Origin of the sequence: Tropicibacter sp. S64 (assembly GCF_049803835.1) — a bacterium.
Taxonomy (GTDB): domain Bacteria; phylum Pseudomonadota; class Alphaproteobacteria; order Rhodobacterales; family Rhodobacteraceae; genus Pacificoceanicola.
On the sequence record NZ_JBNAGK010000005.1, the window covers coordinates 296,142 to 310,800 of the forward strand.

Annotated in this window: 15 protein-coding genes; 8 read left to right on the forward strand and 7 right to left on the reverse strand. The window is 70.2% G+C overall.

The genetic code is table 11. From position 1 onward, the window contains the following. Positions 1 to 95: 95 nt before the first annotated feature. The 3 genes from ACP159_RS10600 to ACP159_RS10610 all read right to left on the reverse strand — a co-directional run bounded on the left by ACP159_RS10600 (position 96) and on the right by ACP159_RS10610 (position 2,533). Positions 96 to 758, reverse strand: a complete 663-nt coding sequence (locus ACP159_RS10600) for an SOS response-associated peptidase (RefSeq protein ID WP_425099659.1) — start codon at positions 756 to 758, stop codon at positions 96 to 98. A 9-nt stretch (positions 759 to 767) separates the two neighbouring features. Next, complete coding sequence (locus ACP159_RS10605; RefSeq protein WP_425099686.1) at positions 768 to 1,952, reverse strand: class I SAM-dependent methyltransferase; 1,185 nt, start codon at positions 1,950 to 1,952, stop codon at positions 768 to 770. A gap of 101 nt (positions 1,953 to 2,053) precedes the next feature. After that, a complete protein-coding gene (locus ACP159_RS10610) occupies positions 2,054 to 2,533 on the reverse strand; it encodes a hypothetical protein (RefSeq protein ID WP_425099660.1) in 480 nt (159 codons plus the stop codon). A gap of 109 nt (positions 2,534 to 2,642) precedes the next feature. Here ACP159_RS10610 and ACP159_RS10615 point away from each other — a divergent pair, with 109 nt between their 5' ends. Beyond that, positions 2,643 to 3,176: a hypothetical protein gene (locus ACP159_RS10615; protein WP_425099661.1), complete on the forward strand. Its 534-nt coding sequence runs from the start codon at positions 2,643 to 2,645 to the stop codon at positions 3,174 to 3,176. 1 nt (position 3,177) lies between these two features. Here ACP159_RS10615 and ACP159_RS10620 read toward each other — a convergent pair whose 3' ends face one another. The 3 genes from ACP159_RS10620 to ACP159_RS10630 all read right to left on the reverse strand — a co-directional run bounded on the left by ACP159_RS10620 (position 3,178) and on the right by ACP159_RS10630 (position 6,815). Further along, positions 3,178 to 4,383 carry a tetratricopeptide repeat protein gene (locus ACP159_RS10620; RefSeq protein WP_425099662.1) on the reverse strand — a complete coding sequence of 402 codons (1,206 nt, stop codon included), beginning with the start codon at positions 4,381 to 4,383 and terminating at the stop codon, positions 3,178 to 3,180. Beyond that, positions 4,380 to 5,933, reverse strand: a complete 1,554-nt coding sequence (locus tag ACP159_RS10625; RefSeq protein WP_425099663.1) for a tetratricopeptide repeat protein — start codon at positions 5,931 to 5,933, stop codon at positions 4,380 to 4,382. Before ACP159_RS10625 ends, ACP159_RS10620 begins: the two co-directional genes overlap by 4 nt. A 108-nt stretch (positions 5,934 to 6,041) precedes the next feature. After that, positions 6,042 to 6,815: a prepilin peptidase gene (locus tag ACP159_RS10630; RefSeq protein WP_425099664.1), complete on the reverse strand. Its 774-nt coding sequence runs from the start codon at positions 6,813 to 6,815 to the stop codon at positions 6,042 to 6,044. 110 nt (positions 6,816 to 6,925) lie between these two features. Here ACP159_RS10630 and gspG point away from each other — a divergent pair, with 110 nt between their 5' ends. From gspG to gspM, 7 genes are all read left to right on the forward strand, one after another. Beyond that, the gene (gspG, locus tag ACP159_RS10635; protein ID WP_425099665.1) at positions 6,926 to 7,381 is read left to right on the forward strand and encodes a type II secretion system major pseudopilin GspG; all 456 of its coding nucleotides are present in this window, start codon (positions 6,926 to 6,928) and stop codon (positions 7,379 to 7,381) included. Then, complete coding sequence (locus ACP159_RS10640; protein WP_425099666.1) at positions 7,366 to 7,830, forward strand: pilus assembly FimT family protein; 465 nt, start codon at positions 7,366 to 7,368, stop codon at positions 7,828 to 7,830. The genes gspG and ACP159_RS10640 overlap by 16 nt, the downstream gene beginning before the upstream one ends. Next, on the forward strand, positions 7,815 to 8,186 hold the full coding sequence (locus ACP159_RS10645; RefSeq protein WP_425099667.1) for a type IV pilus modification PilV family protein: 372 nt from the start codon (positions 7,815 to 7,817) through the stop codon (positions 8,184 to 8,186). The genes ACP159_RS10640 and ACP159_RS10645 overlap by 16 nt, the downstream gene beginning before the upstream one ends. Continuing rightward, positions 8,186 to 8,827 carry a type II secretion system protein GspJ gene (locus ACP159_RS10650; protein WP_425099668.1) on the forward strand — a complete coding sequence of 214 codons (642 nt, stop codon included), beginning with the start codon at positions 8,186 to 8,188 and terminating at the stop codon, positions 8,825 to 8,827. The genes ACP159_RS10645 and ACP159_RS10650 overlap by 1 nt, the downstream gene beginning before the upstream one ends. Further along, on the forward strand, positions 8,824 to 9,810 hold the full coding sequence (gspK, locus tag ACP159_RS10655; protein ID WP_425099669.1) for a type II secretion system minor pseudopilin GspK: 987 nt from the start codon (positions 8,824 to 8,826) through the stop codon (positions 9,808 to 9,810). Before ACP159_RS10650 ends, gspK begins: the two co-directional genes overlap by 4 nt. 68 nt (positions 9,811 to 9,878) lie before the next feature. After that, positions 9,879 to 11,081, forward strand: a complete 1,203-nt coding sequence (gspL, locus tag ACP159_RS10660) for a type II secretion system protein GspL (protein ID WP_425099670.1) — start codon at positions 9,879 to 9,881, stop codon at positions 11,079 to 11,081. Then, entirely contained in the window at positions 11,078 to 11,575 is a 498-nt protein-coding gene (gene gspM / locus ACP159_RS10665; RefSeq protein ID WP_425099671.1) for a type II secretion system protein GspM, read from the forward strand. The genes gspL and gspM overlap by 4 nt, the downstream gene beginning before the upstream one ends. A 235-nt stretch (positions 11,576 to 11,810) precedes the next feature. On the opposite strand, the gene ACP159_RS10670 is transcribed toward gspM, so the two are convergent. Further along, a partial coding sequence (locus tag ACP159_RS10670; protein ID WP_425099672.1) for an Ig-like domain-containing protein occupies positions 11,811 to 14,659 on the reverse strand: 2,849 nt, incomplete at its 5' end.

Here is a 14,659-nt window from a genome sequence, read left to right on the forward strand (position 1 = left end):
GGGGTGCCCCCCCCCCCCCGGGCGGGGCGCCCCCCCCCCGGGGGGGGGGGGGGGGGCGGGGGGGGGGGGGGGGGGCCCCCCCCCCCCCCCCTGCTTCAGTCGATCGGTTCGATCAGTTCCGGCCCGGACGCGCGGTTGGAGTTGACCGCTACCCCAACCCGGTGAACCCGCAAGGCGTCCTCCGGCGCGGGCACCATCAGGTTGGCCGCCCCCTTGCCCTCCTCGCCAAGCCACTTGCCCCAGTCCTCCGGCGCGAGGATCACCGGCATCCGGTGGTGGATCGCCGCCATCTGTTCATTCGCGGCGCAGGTGACGATGGCGCAGGTCCGGTATGCCTCGCCGTCCCGCTCCCAATCCTGCCAGACCCCGGCAAAGACCATCGGCCCGTCCTCCGCAGGCTGGATGTACCACGGCAGCCGATTATCCTCCGCGTCCTTCGTCCATTCGTAGAAGCCCGACACCGGGATCAGGCAGCGCCGTTCGCGGCAGGCGGCCTTGAAGGCGGGTTTCTCCGCAATCGTCTCCGCCCGCGCATTGATCAGCAGCGGCCCGCCGTTCGTCGTCTTGTACCAATGCGGCAGGAACCCCCAGCGCATCGCGCTCAGCCGCCGCTGCCCCTCGACGCCGAGCACCGCATGGACCCGGTTGGTCGGGCAGACGTTGTAGTTGGGCACGGCGGGCAAGTCGTTGCCGGGCACCGCCTTGAACAGCTGCGCCATGGCATCGGGGGGAAGGGTGATGGCGAACCGTCCGCACATGACACGCTCCTATCGCTTGCCCAGCGCAGAGTAGAGCAGCAGGCCCCAGTCGACCAGATCCCGCTCCACCTTGCTCCAGAGCATCCCGAAGGCCAGCGGATCGAGCCCCGCCCCCGCCGCGATCTGCGCAAGGCTGCGCCGCCCGTCGATCCCGGCGATCAGCGGCGCGGCCTCCCGGGGCAGGGTCAGCGTGGTCTTCACCTCCTTGAGCGTGACCGGCAGGGCCTTCCCCTGCGCCACCGCCTGCGCCAGCGGCCCTGCCCTGACCCCGCGCAGATGCGGCACCAGCGCCCGGTTCGCGCCTTTCGCGGGCTTGCGCGCGTCTTCCTTTGGCACCGCGTAACCCACCTGCACCCGGATCGTGCCGCGCAGCTTCTCCGCCGCCGCCATCGCCTCCGCGTCACTCATCCCCTCGGGCCGCTGCGTGATACGGGCGAGGTCATAGAGCGCGGGCGTGGCGAAGCTTTGCAATCGCCAGCCGGTCTCGTCCAGCACCTCCAGCAGTTCGGTGACGGAGAAACTCCGGTCCTGCCCGTGGAGCAGCAGGTCATAGAACCCGGCATCGCTGGCATGGTGGTCGCTCACGTTGATGTTGCACCGGAACGGATGCCCCTCGGGCAGCGCCGCGACGATCTCTTTCGCCTTCTTCAGCCGCACCTGCGGGTCCAGCCCGGCCAGCACCGCGCCGAAGGCCTCCTGCAACGGGTAGACCCCGGATCGCCCGTAAGGCGCGTAGACCATGAACCCCAGCCCGCCGCCGGGGGCCAGCGCCCGGCGCAGCGCCGCGAATCCCTCCGCCGGGTCCGGCAGGTGGTGCAGCACGCCGCAGCAGTCGATATAGTCGAACAGGCCGTACTCCGCCGCACCGAGCAGCGAGCCGGTGTGAAACGTGATGCCCGTGAGCCCCCGCGCCTCGGCCACCGCGCGGCTTGCGGTCGAGAGGTCCACGTAGGTGATCTCGTAGGGCGCGCCCGCACTGGTCATCACCTGCGCCAGCTGGATCAGCCCGTCGCCGGTGCCGCCCCCGGCCACGAGCGCCTTCAAGGGCCGCGACCAGTCCCGCGCCCCGCCCCAGAGCCAGTGATCCATTTCCAGCGGATGCGAGGGCGAGCCGGTGATCAGCCGCTTTGCCTCCTCCGCCGGATCGCGCTCCGGGTAGGGATAAGTTTCGTATTGCTCCCGCGTGGTGACCATCTGCGCCTCTTCGATATTTGCACCGGACAGTGGCACGCGGGCGCGGCGAGGCCAAGGGCGCGGAGACGCAGGGAGCGCGGGCTGCGCCCATCGCCCGCTGTCTACTCCGAGAACCCGAGCAACTCCGGCGCGTCACCGTCGCGCGAGACCCAGACGCCCTCGCCGTCGATCCGCACCACCTCGATGCCCTCGCGCAGCATGTGACCCGGGCGCACCAGCTGCTCGCCAGTGGCGTGGTTCACCATCGCCCAGGTCACGTTCTCCATGGTCACCATGCCCTTCAACTCGTAGCCGAGCGACTCGAGCGGCGGCTTCGGCGGTTTCGGCGGCTGTGGCTCCGGGGCCGGTGGCGCCGGGGGCGCGGCGGGCGGCTTCGGCGGCTCCGGCTCACCGAAGACCGCGGGCCAGCTGCGCGGCGGTGCCGGCGGCTGCGGCTCCGCGGTGCCGCCGTCCGACTCGGGCAGGGCCGCGAGTTCGACGGTTTCCGGCGGCGCATTGATCTCCGTCCAGAGCGCAAACCCGGTCTGACCGGCGAAGGCCAGTAGCGCAAAGGTCACAATCCACGCCAGGATACGCATCATTTCCACCCGAATCCGTCAATGCATCCACCGATCGTGGACGCAAAAGCCTCAGAGGCGTATACTGCCCCGATAATACGCGAATGAAAACAAGCGTAACGAAAGAGCAGACATGCAGGTAATCCATATCCTTCGGGCCGGCCTTGCCGGTCTCGCCCTCATTGCGCTGACAGGCTGCGACGAAACCGCGCCCGGGTCCGGCTCCAAGTCCGGCGGCGGCAAGGGCTTCAAGGCGAAATACGCCGTGGCCCGCGACGCGCTGGAAAAGGGCCAGTACGACCGCGCCAAGAAACAGTACCTCCTGCTGATCAAGGACGCGGGGCCGCTGGCGCCGCGCCTGCAGCTGGAGTACGCCCACGCGGAGCTGCGCAGCGGCAACTACGCGCAGGCCGCGAGCATCGCGTCCAACCTGGCCGCCGGTCAGGCGGGCGCGGCGCGCTCGGCCTCGCTGTCGGTGCAGGGCACGGCGCAGCATGAACTGGCGCTGCAACTGCTGGCACAGGGTCAGACCGACGCGGCAAAGCAACAGCTGACCGCCGCGAGGGCCGCGCTGGCCGAAGTGCTGGGCGAGCACCCCGACCTCGATCCCATCGGCTCGCTCGCCGGGCGGCTGGCCAGCATCGACGCGCGGCTGAAGACGCTCTGAGCTACCGCCCCGCCCAGCGTTCCGCGAGTGTCTGCCCCTCGGCGATCTGGCCCGGCGTCATCTGTTCGGCGAAGCGGGCCCCGAGGTCCCGCGCCTCGCCGAACCCGGCGGTTCCGGCCAGCACGAGCCACATGTAGCCGACCGCGAAATCCTGCGGCACGACACGCCCCTCGAAATACATCAGGCCGAGGTTGGTCATCGCCGCCGGGCTGCCCGCCTGCGCGGCGGCGTGGAAGAATGCCGCCGCCTGCCGCAACTCCGGATAGCCCGCGCCCTCCTCCTGCGTCAGCAGCCAGCCAGCGGTGAACAGCGCCAGCGGATCACCGGCGCGCAGGCCGTTCTGCAGGCGTTTCAGCCCCTCCTCCGAGGTATCGGGCGGCAGCAGGCGGGGGTCGTAGACCGCCGTCGGCACACCGCCCTCCGCGCCGGGCGCCTCGGCCGCCAGCGCCGCACGACGGTAGAGATCGTGCGCCACCGTCTCGTCCGCCACCACGCCGAAGCCGTTCTCGTACATCACGCCGAGATTGCGGATGGCCACGGGAAGACCCTGCCCCGCCGCGGCCTCCAGCAGCGCGAAGGCGCGGTCGTAGTCCTGGGGAATGCCCTCGCCACGCACGTAGAGCAGCCCGAGGTTGTTCTGCGCCCGCGCCAGCCCCGCCTCCGCCGGTCCCTCGTAGAGTTCCTTCGCACGGGCAAGGTCCTTCGGCACGCCGCTGCCGTTCTGGAAGAGCACGCCAAGGCTGACCTGCGCCTCCGGGTGGCCGAGCGCCGCCGCCTTTTCGTAGGCCGCCGCCGCCGCGGCCGGATCGCCGTCCGGACCAGCCTCCAGCGCCGCGCCGTAGTCGTAGAGGAATTGCGCCTCGCCGGTTGCCGCCGCCGTGCCGAGCCATTGCAACGCCGTGGCCCGGCTCTGCTCCACCCCGAGACCGGCAAAGTAGTACTGTCCCAGCCGGTTCGCCGCCGCTGCGCTGCCCTGCCCCGCCGCGCGCGCGTACCACTCCGCCGCCAGCGCGTAGTTCTGCAACACGCCCTCCCCGGCCTCCAGCCGCTGCGCCAGCGCCACCTGCGCCTGGACCGTGCCCTGGTCCGCCGCCGCCTGCAGGGTGGCGAAATCTGCGCCCTGCCAGGCGTCCTGCTGCTGTGCCGTGGCCGCGCCGCCCAGCACGAGGCAGAGCGCCAGCGCCGCACCCAGCCTGCGGGTCGTCATTCGCTTGCTCCGGCCTGCTGCGGGGCCTGCGCCTGTTCGAAGAAGGTCCGCGCCGCCGTCTGCGCCTCCGCCACCTGTTCCGGGGTCATCAGGTCGGCGACCACGCCGCGCATCTCCAGCGCCGCCGAACTGCCGCCCGCCGCCGAGATGTTCAGCCAGGTGTGCGCCTTGATGAAATCCTGTTCGACGCCGGTGCCCTTGGTGTAGAGCAGGCCAAGCTGGTGCTGCGCCTCCACGTCGCCCGCCTCCGCCGCCTGCGTGAGCAGCGCCGCCGCCTCCTCCGGTGCGCCATCATGGGACAGCAGCCAGACGCCCATGGCGGTCTGAGCCGGGCGCAGCCCCTCGTCCGACTGCGCCTTCAGCCAGTCCAGCGCCGCGGTATCCCCGGCCTGCGCCGCCGCAACGGCCCAGGGCACCGCCCGGTGCGGGGCCAGGATGCCGTCGAGCTTGCCCGCCCCCGCCCGCTGCCCGAGCAGGACCATTGCCTCCGCGCTGCCCGCCTCGACCGCCTTGCGGTAGTAGGCGACCGCCTTTTCCATGTCCGGCTGTTGGCCCTCGTAGCCCGTCTCCAGCATCTCGCCCATGCCGATCATTGCCCGCGGCAGGCCCGCATCCGCCGCGCCGGAGAACAGCTGCGCCGCCAGCACCGGGTTCGGCGTCACGCCCTCCATGCCGCGATAGGCCTCGGCGAGGTCGGTCATCGCCGCCACGTCGCCCCGGTTCGCCGCCTCCTTCAGCCAGCGTTCGCCCTCGGCCACGTTGCGGTCCGCCCCGTCGCCCTTGAGGTACTTCCGCCCCAACGCCGCCTGGGCCTGCACGAAGCCCGCCTCCGCAGAGCGCCTGAGCCAGTTCAGCGCCTGCGGCTGGTCCTGCGCCACGCCGCGCCCGCTGTCGAGCGCATAGGCGAGGTAATACTGCGCCTCCGGATGGCCCGCCGTGGCCGCCTCGGTCAGCCAGCGCAGGGCCTCCTCATTGTTCGGCTCGATGCCCTGCCCGCGCGAATAGGCCCGGCTCAGTTCGAACATCGCAGGCACGTAGCCGTTCTCCCCGGCGGCCAGCAGCCAGTTCAGCGCGTCCTGCGGGCTCTGCTCTATCCCGGTGCCGCTGGCATAGAGCAGCCCGAGGTAATACTGGGCCTCGGCGTTGCCGCGCGCCGCCGCGCCCTTGAACAGGTTGACCGCCCGTTCCGGATTCATCGCGGGACCGCCCTGCGTACGGCTGAGGTAGAGCCGCGCCAGCAGCACCATCGCGTCGATCTGGTTCTCCGCGGCGGCCTTCTCCAGCCAGTCCGCCGCGCCCATGAGGTCCGCAGGCCCGCCGCGCCCTTCGAGCAGAACCCGGCCATAGCGGTACATGGCAAAGGGGGTGGCGTTCTCGCCGGACGCCAGCGCCGCGAGCCCTTCGCGCACGGTGACGAAATCCCCCGCCGCCCAGGCCTGTTCGATCTGGGCCATGGTCAGGCCGGTCTCTTCGGCGTCCTGCGCCAGCCCGGGGATCGGTGTCAGTGCAAGCAGTAGCGTGAGTGACAATGCGGCTTTGGAAAATGACATGGGGTCTCTCGATCCTTTGGTGATGTCCCGGCGAGGCCCAATCCGCCCCTCCGCCCGCGCGAGACTAGGCGGGAAGGCCTGCGAGTTCAAATGCAACTTCCCGCAGGGTCAAAGCGGCATCACCATCGCCGCCCGCACCACCCAGACCACCCCGGCCGCCGCCGCCAGCGCCGCGCCGAACGGCAGGCGATCCGTGGCCAGCGGCCCGCCGCGCCCGGCATGGAGGCGATGCAGCACCACAAGGCACAGCGCGCCGCCGGAAGCCAGCAGCACCAGAAGCGGCAGATCGAAGGGACCGGCGAAGGCGCCGAGGCCCGCCATCATCTTCACATCTCCGAGACCAAGCCCTTCGCGACCGCGCATCCTCCGGTAGATCAGGCGGATCAGCAGGAAAGCCCCGAAGCCAAGCGCCGCCCCGGCCAGCGCCGGAAGGACGCCGGGACCGCCGGGCAGCGCCGCAACTCCGAGCGCCAGCACCAGCAGCGCCGCGTTCAGCAGGTCAGGGAGCCGGAACCACAGAAGATCGCAGGCGAACAGCGCCAGCAGGCACCAGAGCAGCCCGGCGTTGAGCCAGAGCGCCACCCCCTGGAACCCGGCCGCCAGGGCGCAGACCGCCAGCCCCAACGCGCTGATCTCCATGTACAGGAGCCACGCGGGCAGGATCCTCCCGCAGGACCGGCACCGCCCCCGGCTGAGCGCGAAGGACAGGATCGGCACGAGATCGCGCGGCCCCAGCACCTGCCCGCAGGCCCGGCAGGCCGAGCGCGCCGTCACCACGTCCTCGCCCCGCGGCAGCCGGTCCACCAGCACGCCGAGAAAGGACCCGACGAAGGGCGCCAGCACGATCAGCAGCACCGCCGCCACCTGCGCCGGATCGCTCACGCGGCACCGACGGCAAAAACAGGGCTGGTCATTCGGGGCGACATGGTGCGAGGAATGGACAACAGATCGACGTCTCCTTTAACATGCTCTCATTTACCCGAAAGACCGCCATGACGACAGCCTCCACCGCCACCATAAAGCCCCGCCGCGACGACGGTTTCTCGCTTCTGGAACTGATGGTCGTGGTGGTGATCCTGTCGATCCTCGCCCTCGTCATCGTGCCCCGCGTCATCGACCGTCCGGACCAGGCCCGCGCGGCGCGGGCGCAGTCGGACATTGCCGCCATCGTCAGCGCGGTCAACCTCTACCGCCTCGACAACTTCCGCTATCCCACCGCCGCGCAGGGCCTCGCCGCGCTGGTCGACAAGCCGACCAGCGACCCGGTGCCCGCCAATTACGCCGCGAACGGTTACATGGACCGGATGCCGGTGGACCCCTGGGGCCAGCCCTACCAGTACCTCGAACCGGGCGTGCACGGCGAGTTCGACGTCTTCACCTATGGCGCGGACGGCGTGGCCGGGGGCAGCGGCGCGGATGCGGACATCGGCTCATGGACCCTGCAGTAAGGCAGTCCGGACACCCGCGCGACGCGGGGTTCACCCTGATCGAACTGCTGGTCAGCGTGGCGATCCTGTCGATCCTCTCGGTTGGCGCCAGCCTGGCGCTGTCGCGCTCCGATACCCGCCGGGAAGCGGACATGGCGCTGTTTCAGCTCCGCTATGACAGCGCCCGGCAACTGGCGATCCTCCGGCAACAGCGCCATGGGCTCGACATCGGCCCCGAAGGGCTGCGCGTGGTGACACATGCGCTCACCGGCTGGCAGGACCCGGGCAGCCTGACCCGCTGGCGCGGCCGCGTCTCGCTCTCGGCGGAGCCGGCCGGCCCGCCCGGCGTGCCCGCACCCGGGATCGTGTTCCTCGCCACCGGCCAGACCAACGCCTTCCGCATCGCCTTCGGCGCAACCGGCCGCTGCGAGAGCGATGGCTGGACGGGGCTGACATGCACGGGCCGCTGAAACCCCGCCGCGACCGGGGCATGACCCTGATCGAGCTTGCCGTGGCGATCTTCGTGCTCACCATCGGCAGCATCGCCGCCCTGCGTGCCGCCGATCAGTCGGCGCTCGTGGTGGGGGGCGAGATGCCCCGGCTGCTCGCCCGCATCGCCGCGATGAACCGCGCCGAGGAGATGCAGCTGGCCGCGCCCTACTACGGCACCCTGCCCGGGTCGGTGCAGATCGGCGGGACCACCGTCACCTACAGCACCGAAACCGAGCGCACCGAGGCCGGTCTTACCCTCGCCACGATCACCGCCCGCGCGGCCAGCGGCGAGGGCGCGTCGGTGGTCGTCTACCTGCCGGGGGCGGGACGGTGATGAAGGACGACGGCCTCAGCCTGATCGAACTGGTGGTCGCCCTCGCGATCTTTGCCCTCGTCGCGATCATGGGCGCGCAGGCGCTGACCGGAATGCTCCGGATGCGCGACGGGGTCACGGCCCGCTCCGCGCACACCGCCGCGCTGGCCGAAGCGACGAGCCTCGTCCGGGCCGACCTCGCCGCCGCCGTGCCGATGCTTTTCTTTCCGCCGGGCCAGCCCTATGCCACCTCCGCCATCAGCTTTTCGGGCGGCACCCTCTCGCTCTCTACCGGCGGCCAGCCGACGCTGATGACCGACGCGGACGACATCCCCCTGACCCGCGTGGAATGGCGGGTGGAGGACGGCACGCTGTACCGTCGCAGCTATCCCACGCTGATCCCCGCCGCGACCGTCCGCCCGACGCCGGACCAGCCCGTCATGGCGGGTGTCGAGGCCATCCGGCTGCGCACCTACGTCGCCGAAACCGGCTGGACCGAGGGGTTGCGTCAACCCGGTGCGCAAGCAACCGGATCAAGTGGCGACGACGACGAGGGCGCGGCCCTCGGCTCCAGCTATTCCAGCGCCCTGCCCCTCGGCATCGAACTCACCCTCGTCACCCGCGACTATGGCGACATCCCCATCGTGGAGGCGCTGCAATGAGGCGGGATCGCGGCTTTGTCCTCGTCAATGCGCTGATCCTCGTGGCGGCGCTCTCCTCCGTCGCCGTGCTGCTGCTCAGCCGCTCCGAGGCCGGGCAGGCGCGGCTTCAGGCCGGGCTGGCGGCGGACCAGCTGCAACTGAACCTCGACGCCTTCGAGGCGCTCGCCATCACCACGCTCGGGCGCGACCTGAACGGCATCGACCACACGGGCGAAGACTGGGCGCAGCCGCTGCCCCCCGTGGACCTCGCGCAGGGGCGGGTGACCGGCGTCATGGAGGACCTGCAGAGCCGCTACAACATCAACTGGCTGGCGATCCCGGGCAATACGCTGGCGGACGAGGCCTTTGACCGGCTGTTGCTCCGCCTCGGCATCAGCCCGGAGACCGGCACCGCCCTGCGCGATTTCCTGCAACCGGGCGGCCCCGCCGACCGTGCGCGCTGGCAACAGCAGGTGCCGCCGCTGGAGCCACGCGGCGGGGCGATCCTCGACCTGGGCCAGCTGCGGCAGATCCCCGGGTTATCGGAGCGGTCTCTGGACGTGCTGCAGCCCTACCTCTCCGCCGTGCCCGGCGTCGCGCCGCTGAACGTCAACACCGCCGCGCCGGAGATCCTCGGCGCCTTCTTCCCGGAGATGCCCCCCGCCCAGATGGCCCGGCTGGTCGCCGAGCGTCAGCAGGAGCCCTTCCCCTCGCTCGCGGTCTTCCTCGGAGAGATCGGCATCGCCCTCGGCGAAACCGATCCGGAAAGCGCCGATCTCGACGGCGACGGCGTGGTCAGCCCGGTCGAGCAGGACGCTGCCGACGCCGCCGCGGAACAGCGCAAGCAGATGCTCGAACGCAGCCTGTCGGTCCAGTCCGACTGGTTCCGCACCGACGCGCAGGCCGAGTATCGCGGCACCATCGCCCGGCGGGTGAGCGTTCTGGAGCGCACCGGCATGCCGCCGACCGTCAAGGTCACGTGGCGGATGACCTTTCGCCCATGAAACCCTTTGGACCATTGAACTTAGGCGCCTACGCGGTGCATCCTGCCCGGAACGATCAGGGGGTAGGGGTGACCAGGGCACCGCAGGCCAGCAAGAGCGAAGGCATGGACAGGACCTTCATCCGGTACGGCGCGGGCAGCGCCGGGGCGCGGCAGGTCGTGCTCGTGCCCGGGGCGCTGGTGCCGCTGGTGGCGCTGGACCTGCCGGATACGCTGCGCGGACAGGCCCGCGAACAGGTGGCGCAGCGGCGGCTGGCGGACCGGCTCGGCCTGCGCCCGGAGCAGATTGCCATGCGGCCCTTTGCGCCGGTGGCCAAGGGCAAGGCTCCGGACAGCTGGACCCGCGTGCTGACCGCCGACAAGGCCTGGCTCGACAGCCTGCGCGATCTGCCGGGCCGCGCGGTGCTGCCCGACTATCTGTCCCTGCCCTGTTCCGAAGGGCTCTGGACCCTGCGCACGGCGGACATCGACGGCCACGCGCAATGGATGGTCCGGCTCGGCCCCGGCGACGGGCTGACCGCGCAGCCCGCCCTCGCCCGCATGGCGCTTCGGACCGCGCTGGCGCGGGGCGACAGGCCGAAGGCGATCCTCTGTCTCGGCGCCTTGCCCGCCGATCTGCCTGCCCTCGTCGAAGCTTATGACATTCCCGTCGTGGCCGATGCCGCGGCCCTGAAGCCGCTCGGCCTTGCCGCCCCGGTCACGCTCGGCTTCGGGGAGCTGGCCTGCGATCTGCGCAAGAACCCGATGGCGGCGCGGGCGCGTCTGGCCCGGCGGGTGCTGCCGTGGCGCTGGACGGCGCTGGCGGCGATGCTGGCCGCCGGGGTCTGGGCCGGGCTGCAATGGTACGATCTGGACCGCGCCCGCCGCGAGACCCGGGCGATTTCCGCCGCGACCACGGCGATGGTGCAGGAGGTCTTCACCGGCACCGGCCCGGTGCTCGACGCACGGATGCAGGTCAGCCGGGCGCTGGCACAGATGCAGGCATCGCAGGGCGGATCTGGCGACACACTGGACCCGCTGGACCTGATCCACCGTGTCGCCACGGTGCTGCGCGGCGGTCAGATCGTTCCGGACCTGATCGACTACCGCGAGACCGAAGGGCTGCGTGTGATCGCCCGCCTGCCGGATTTCGCCGCTGCCGACCGGCTGGCCGCGGCGCTCAGGGCCGAGGGGCTGCAGGTCGACCTGCGCGATTCCCGGACCGAGGACGGCGAGGCCGGTGTGCGCACCGAATTCGCCATCGCGCCCGCCACCGGGGAGGCCACGCAATGAGCGGACGTCTGCTCGACATGCTGACGGCGCTCAGCCCGCGCGAACGCGGCTTGCTCGGCGTGATGGCCGGGATCGTGCTGCCGGTTGGGATCGGCTTTGCCGTGCTGCTGCCGCTCCATGAGGCCCGCGAGCAGGCCGAGGCGGCCCGCGTCGAGGCGCTGGCCCTGCAGGACTGGGTCACCGCCCGTGCCGCCGAAGCCCAAACCCTGAGCCGCAGCGCGCCGGAGGCGAAGTCTTACGAGCCCATCGGCCTCTCGGGCATCGAAGAGGGCCTGATCGCCGCCAACCTGCGCGGCGCGCTGACCAGCATCGGCACAGAAAGCGGCGGGGTGATTGCGCTGCGTTTCGACGAGGTGGATTTCATCCGGCTGGCCACATGGCTTTCCGCGTCGCATCCGGACTGGGGGTATTCCGTCCAGAGCCTGCGGTTCGAGGACATCGGCGTGCCGTCGAAGGTGCTCGCCCGGATCGCGCTCAGCCCCGTCGGGGAGTGAGACGCCAAAGCGCCCCGCCTTGAACCTGAGCCACAAATACCCTGTCGCCCCTGCGGTGCTATCGGGACATTTGTGGCGCAGGATGATTGATGTAAGAGGCGGGACGCTGTAGGCGCCGCAGCCGATTTCTTGAAAAGAAATCGGACCGGACTCTTTGCAAGAGTCCGGCTCCCGCTCCACCAAACTGGCACCGCCTGGACCGACACCCGACGCCACCGCGCCGGGTGCCCGCCCGTCAGAAGTCCAGCGACACCCCGTGTTCGAGCGTCACCTCCTGCGGCGAGGGCATGAACAGCCGGGTGACAACCGAGCCCTGCCCCCGTGCGAACCGGCGCTCGCGGGTGAAGTCCAGCGTCAGGCGGTTGAGATCGTCCATGCGCTCGTAGTCGATCTCGATGCCATAGGTCAGGTTCTTCGTCGGTTGGGTCAGCAGGATCGACAGGTTGACACCCGCGCTGCACTCGGTGCCGTCGCCGTAGGACGAGACCTCGCAGGCCAGGCGCGGCGTCACGCTGATGTCCGACAGCATCGCCCCGAGCGCCGCGGCCCCCTCCTTCGTCCCGAGACCGGCGAACTCGATCTCCGCGTAGAAGCGCCCGCCGCTGAAGTCCGGCATGTCGATCCGCCCGGTGTCCACCTGCCCCAGCTGTTCCGCCGTGACGGAGGCATCGGACACCCAGGCATGGGCCAGATCGAGCCCGACCCGGGGCGTCATGCTGAAGGTCTCGTATTCGCGCGTCCCGCTCACGGCCACGCCGCCGAAGATCGCCGCGTAGCTGTAATCGCCCTCCGCCTTGATCTCCGCCGGGGTGGCGTCGAACGTCAGGTCATAGCGGTGTTTGCCGATCGCCGCGGAGGCGTAGTAGTCGACGAACAGCCCCTGCCCCATGTCCCGCGCGCCATAGACTCCGCCGTTCAGGCCGATGCCGTTGATCGCGCCGTCCGCAAGCCCGGTATCCACCATATTGCGGCTGAAATAGCCGCCCCAGAACCACCCGTTCAGAGCCTTGTCCGACTGGAACTTCTCCGATTGCCGCGCGAACTGCAGGATCGCCTGCGTGCCGGTATCCGCCGACCAGTTGAGCGAGAAGCTGCCGTCGAGGATCTCCCGCCGCATCGTGTAGCAGTTGTAGACATCCCAGCCGAACTTGCCCTGGCTGGAGCCGGTGCCGTCCTGGATCATCAGCCGCCCATCCACGTCCGGCGCCGAGATCGTCCCGCAATCCTGCGCATCCGGACCTTCCTTGAGCCGCGTCAGTGCGCCCTTGGCGATCCGGCTGAAGTGACGCTGCTGGGTCCGCACCGTCTCTTCGAGGTCGTCCTTGAGGATCTCGGTCAACGGATCGCGGATCTGGTCGACGAGGTCGTCCGTCACCGTCACCGGGCTCAGCGCCAGCGCATAGGCATCGAAGGCCGGATCGGAGGAGGCCACCGTCACCGTCGGCTGACAGCTGTGCGTGCCCTCCACCTTCTCGTCGTTGATCGCCCGGATCGTCAGCGCCTGCGGGCTGTCGTAGTTCGCGGAGGTGAAGGTGATCACCGCCGGCATGACCTTGCACTGCTTGTCCCCGGCGAAGCTCAGGGTGACATCGGCCGTGGGCTGACCCAGAAGGACGAACGACATGGTTGCATCGTCGTTGCCGCTCTCCGAGGTGGTCAGATCCACATCCGTCACCGCGATCACCGCCGTATCGTCGTCCGCGATCAGCGCGGTCGCCGTCAGGATTGCCGTGTCCGTAGCGAGGATCGTCGCCGCATCGCCCGCCGTCACGCCGGTCAGGGTCATCACGACAGTTTCATCGCCCTCGATGATCCCGTCTTCCAGGACCGGCACCGCCACCGTCACCGAGGTCTCGCCCGCCGGGATCGTCGCCGAGCCGCCCGGCGCGGTATAGTCGCTCCCCGCCGTGGCGGTCCCGCCCAGGCTGTAGCTGACCACCGTGTCGAGCACGGAGGCGCGATCCTGAGCGATCACGAATTCCGCATCCACCGGCACCCCGCCATTCGCCTCGGCCCCGTTCACCGGCGCCGTGACGCTGACCGGGTTCTCGGCGCATTGCGTCATCGGGATGTTGTTGGCGAGCACATGCGGATCACCGGCCTCGATCACGAAGGTCGAATAGAACACCGGGTTCGCCGCCAGGGAAGCATCCGCAAGGACACCGCTGCTGCCGAACTCGGACGAGCCGAGAACACCGGGGTTCGCCGGAAGCACGCTGGTCACGTCGAGCGTACCCGAGGACAGCCGCGCCGTGCTGGGCACACCCTGGTCCGCCGGGTAGTGATAGCTGACCGTATAGCTGCCGGGCCGCGTGGCGAACCACTGCATCTCGCCGGAGGACCCGTCACGCAGGATGTTGATGTCGTTGAGCAGGCCGAGCCCGCTGTTCGACCCGGACGGACCGCTGACGGTGAACCCGCCACCCGGCAGGATGCGTCCATCGTCCTCGCAGTATAAATACCCCTGCGGATCGTAGTCAGACGCGTCCGGGATGCCGTCACCATCGCGGTCGCCGGTCTCATGGATATCCGGAATGCCGTCGCCATCGCTGTCCGGCAGCGGAACGGGATTGGGCGTCCCGGTCAGGTCCGCCGTGACACGCGCAGGATCGGAGACCACATTGCCATTGCCACCGCCATCCTGCGCCGCCGAGGCAAGCACGGTCACGGTGACCTCACCGTCGTGATCCGGTGTCAGAACAAAGGTCCACTCCGTACCGCTGCCGGTCAGGTCCGATGCGGTCCCGTTCTCGATCTCGAGACCCGCAAGTGTGAAACCGCTGACCGCTTCGCTGAAGGTCACGGTCACCGGGAACGGATCGGACTGGGCATCGGTTGGGACCGTCAGGGTCGCCGTTGGAAGAACAACGTCCTTCACCGCCGTGTCCGTCGCCGCCGTCCCGGCGTTGCCCGCCGGGTCGGTCAGCACCACCGAGACCGTCAGCGTGCCATCACTCAGCCCGCTCAGGTCGAGGCCGGTCACCGCATCCGTCGCCGTGGCGATCGTGCCCGTCCCCGTCACCGGGGTGCCGCCGCCGTCCGAGCTTATGGTAAAGGCATAGCCCGCGCCGATCTCCGCGCCGC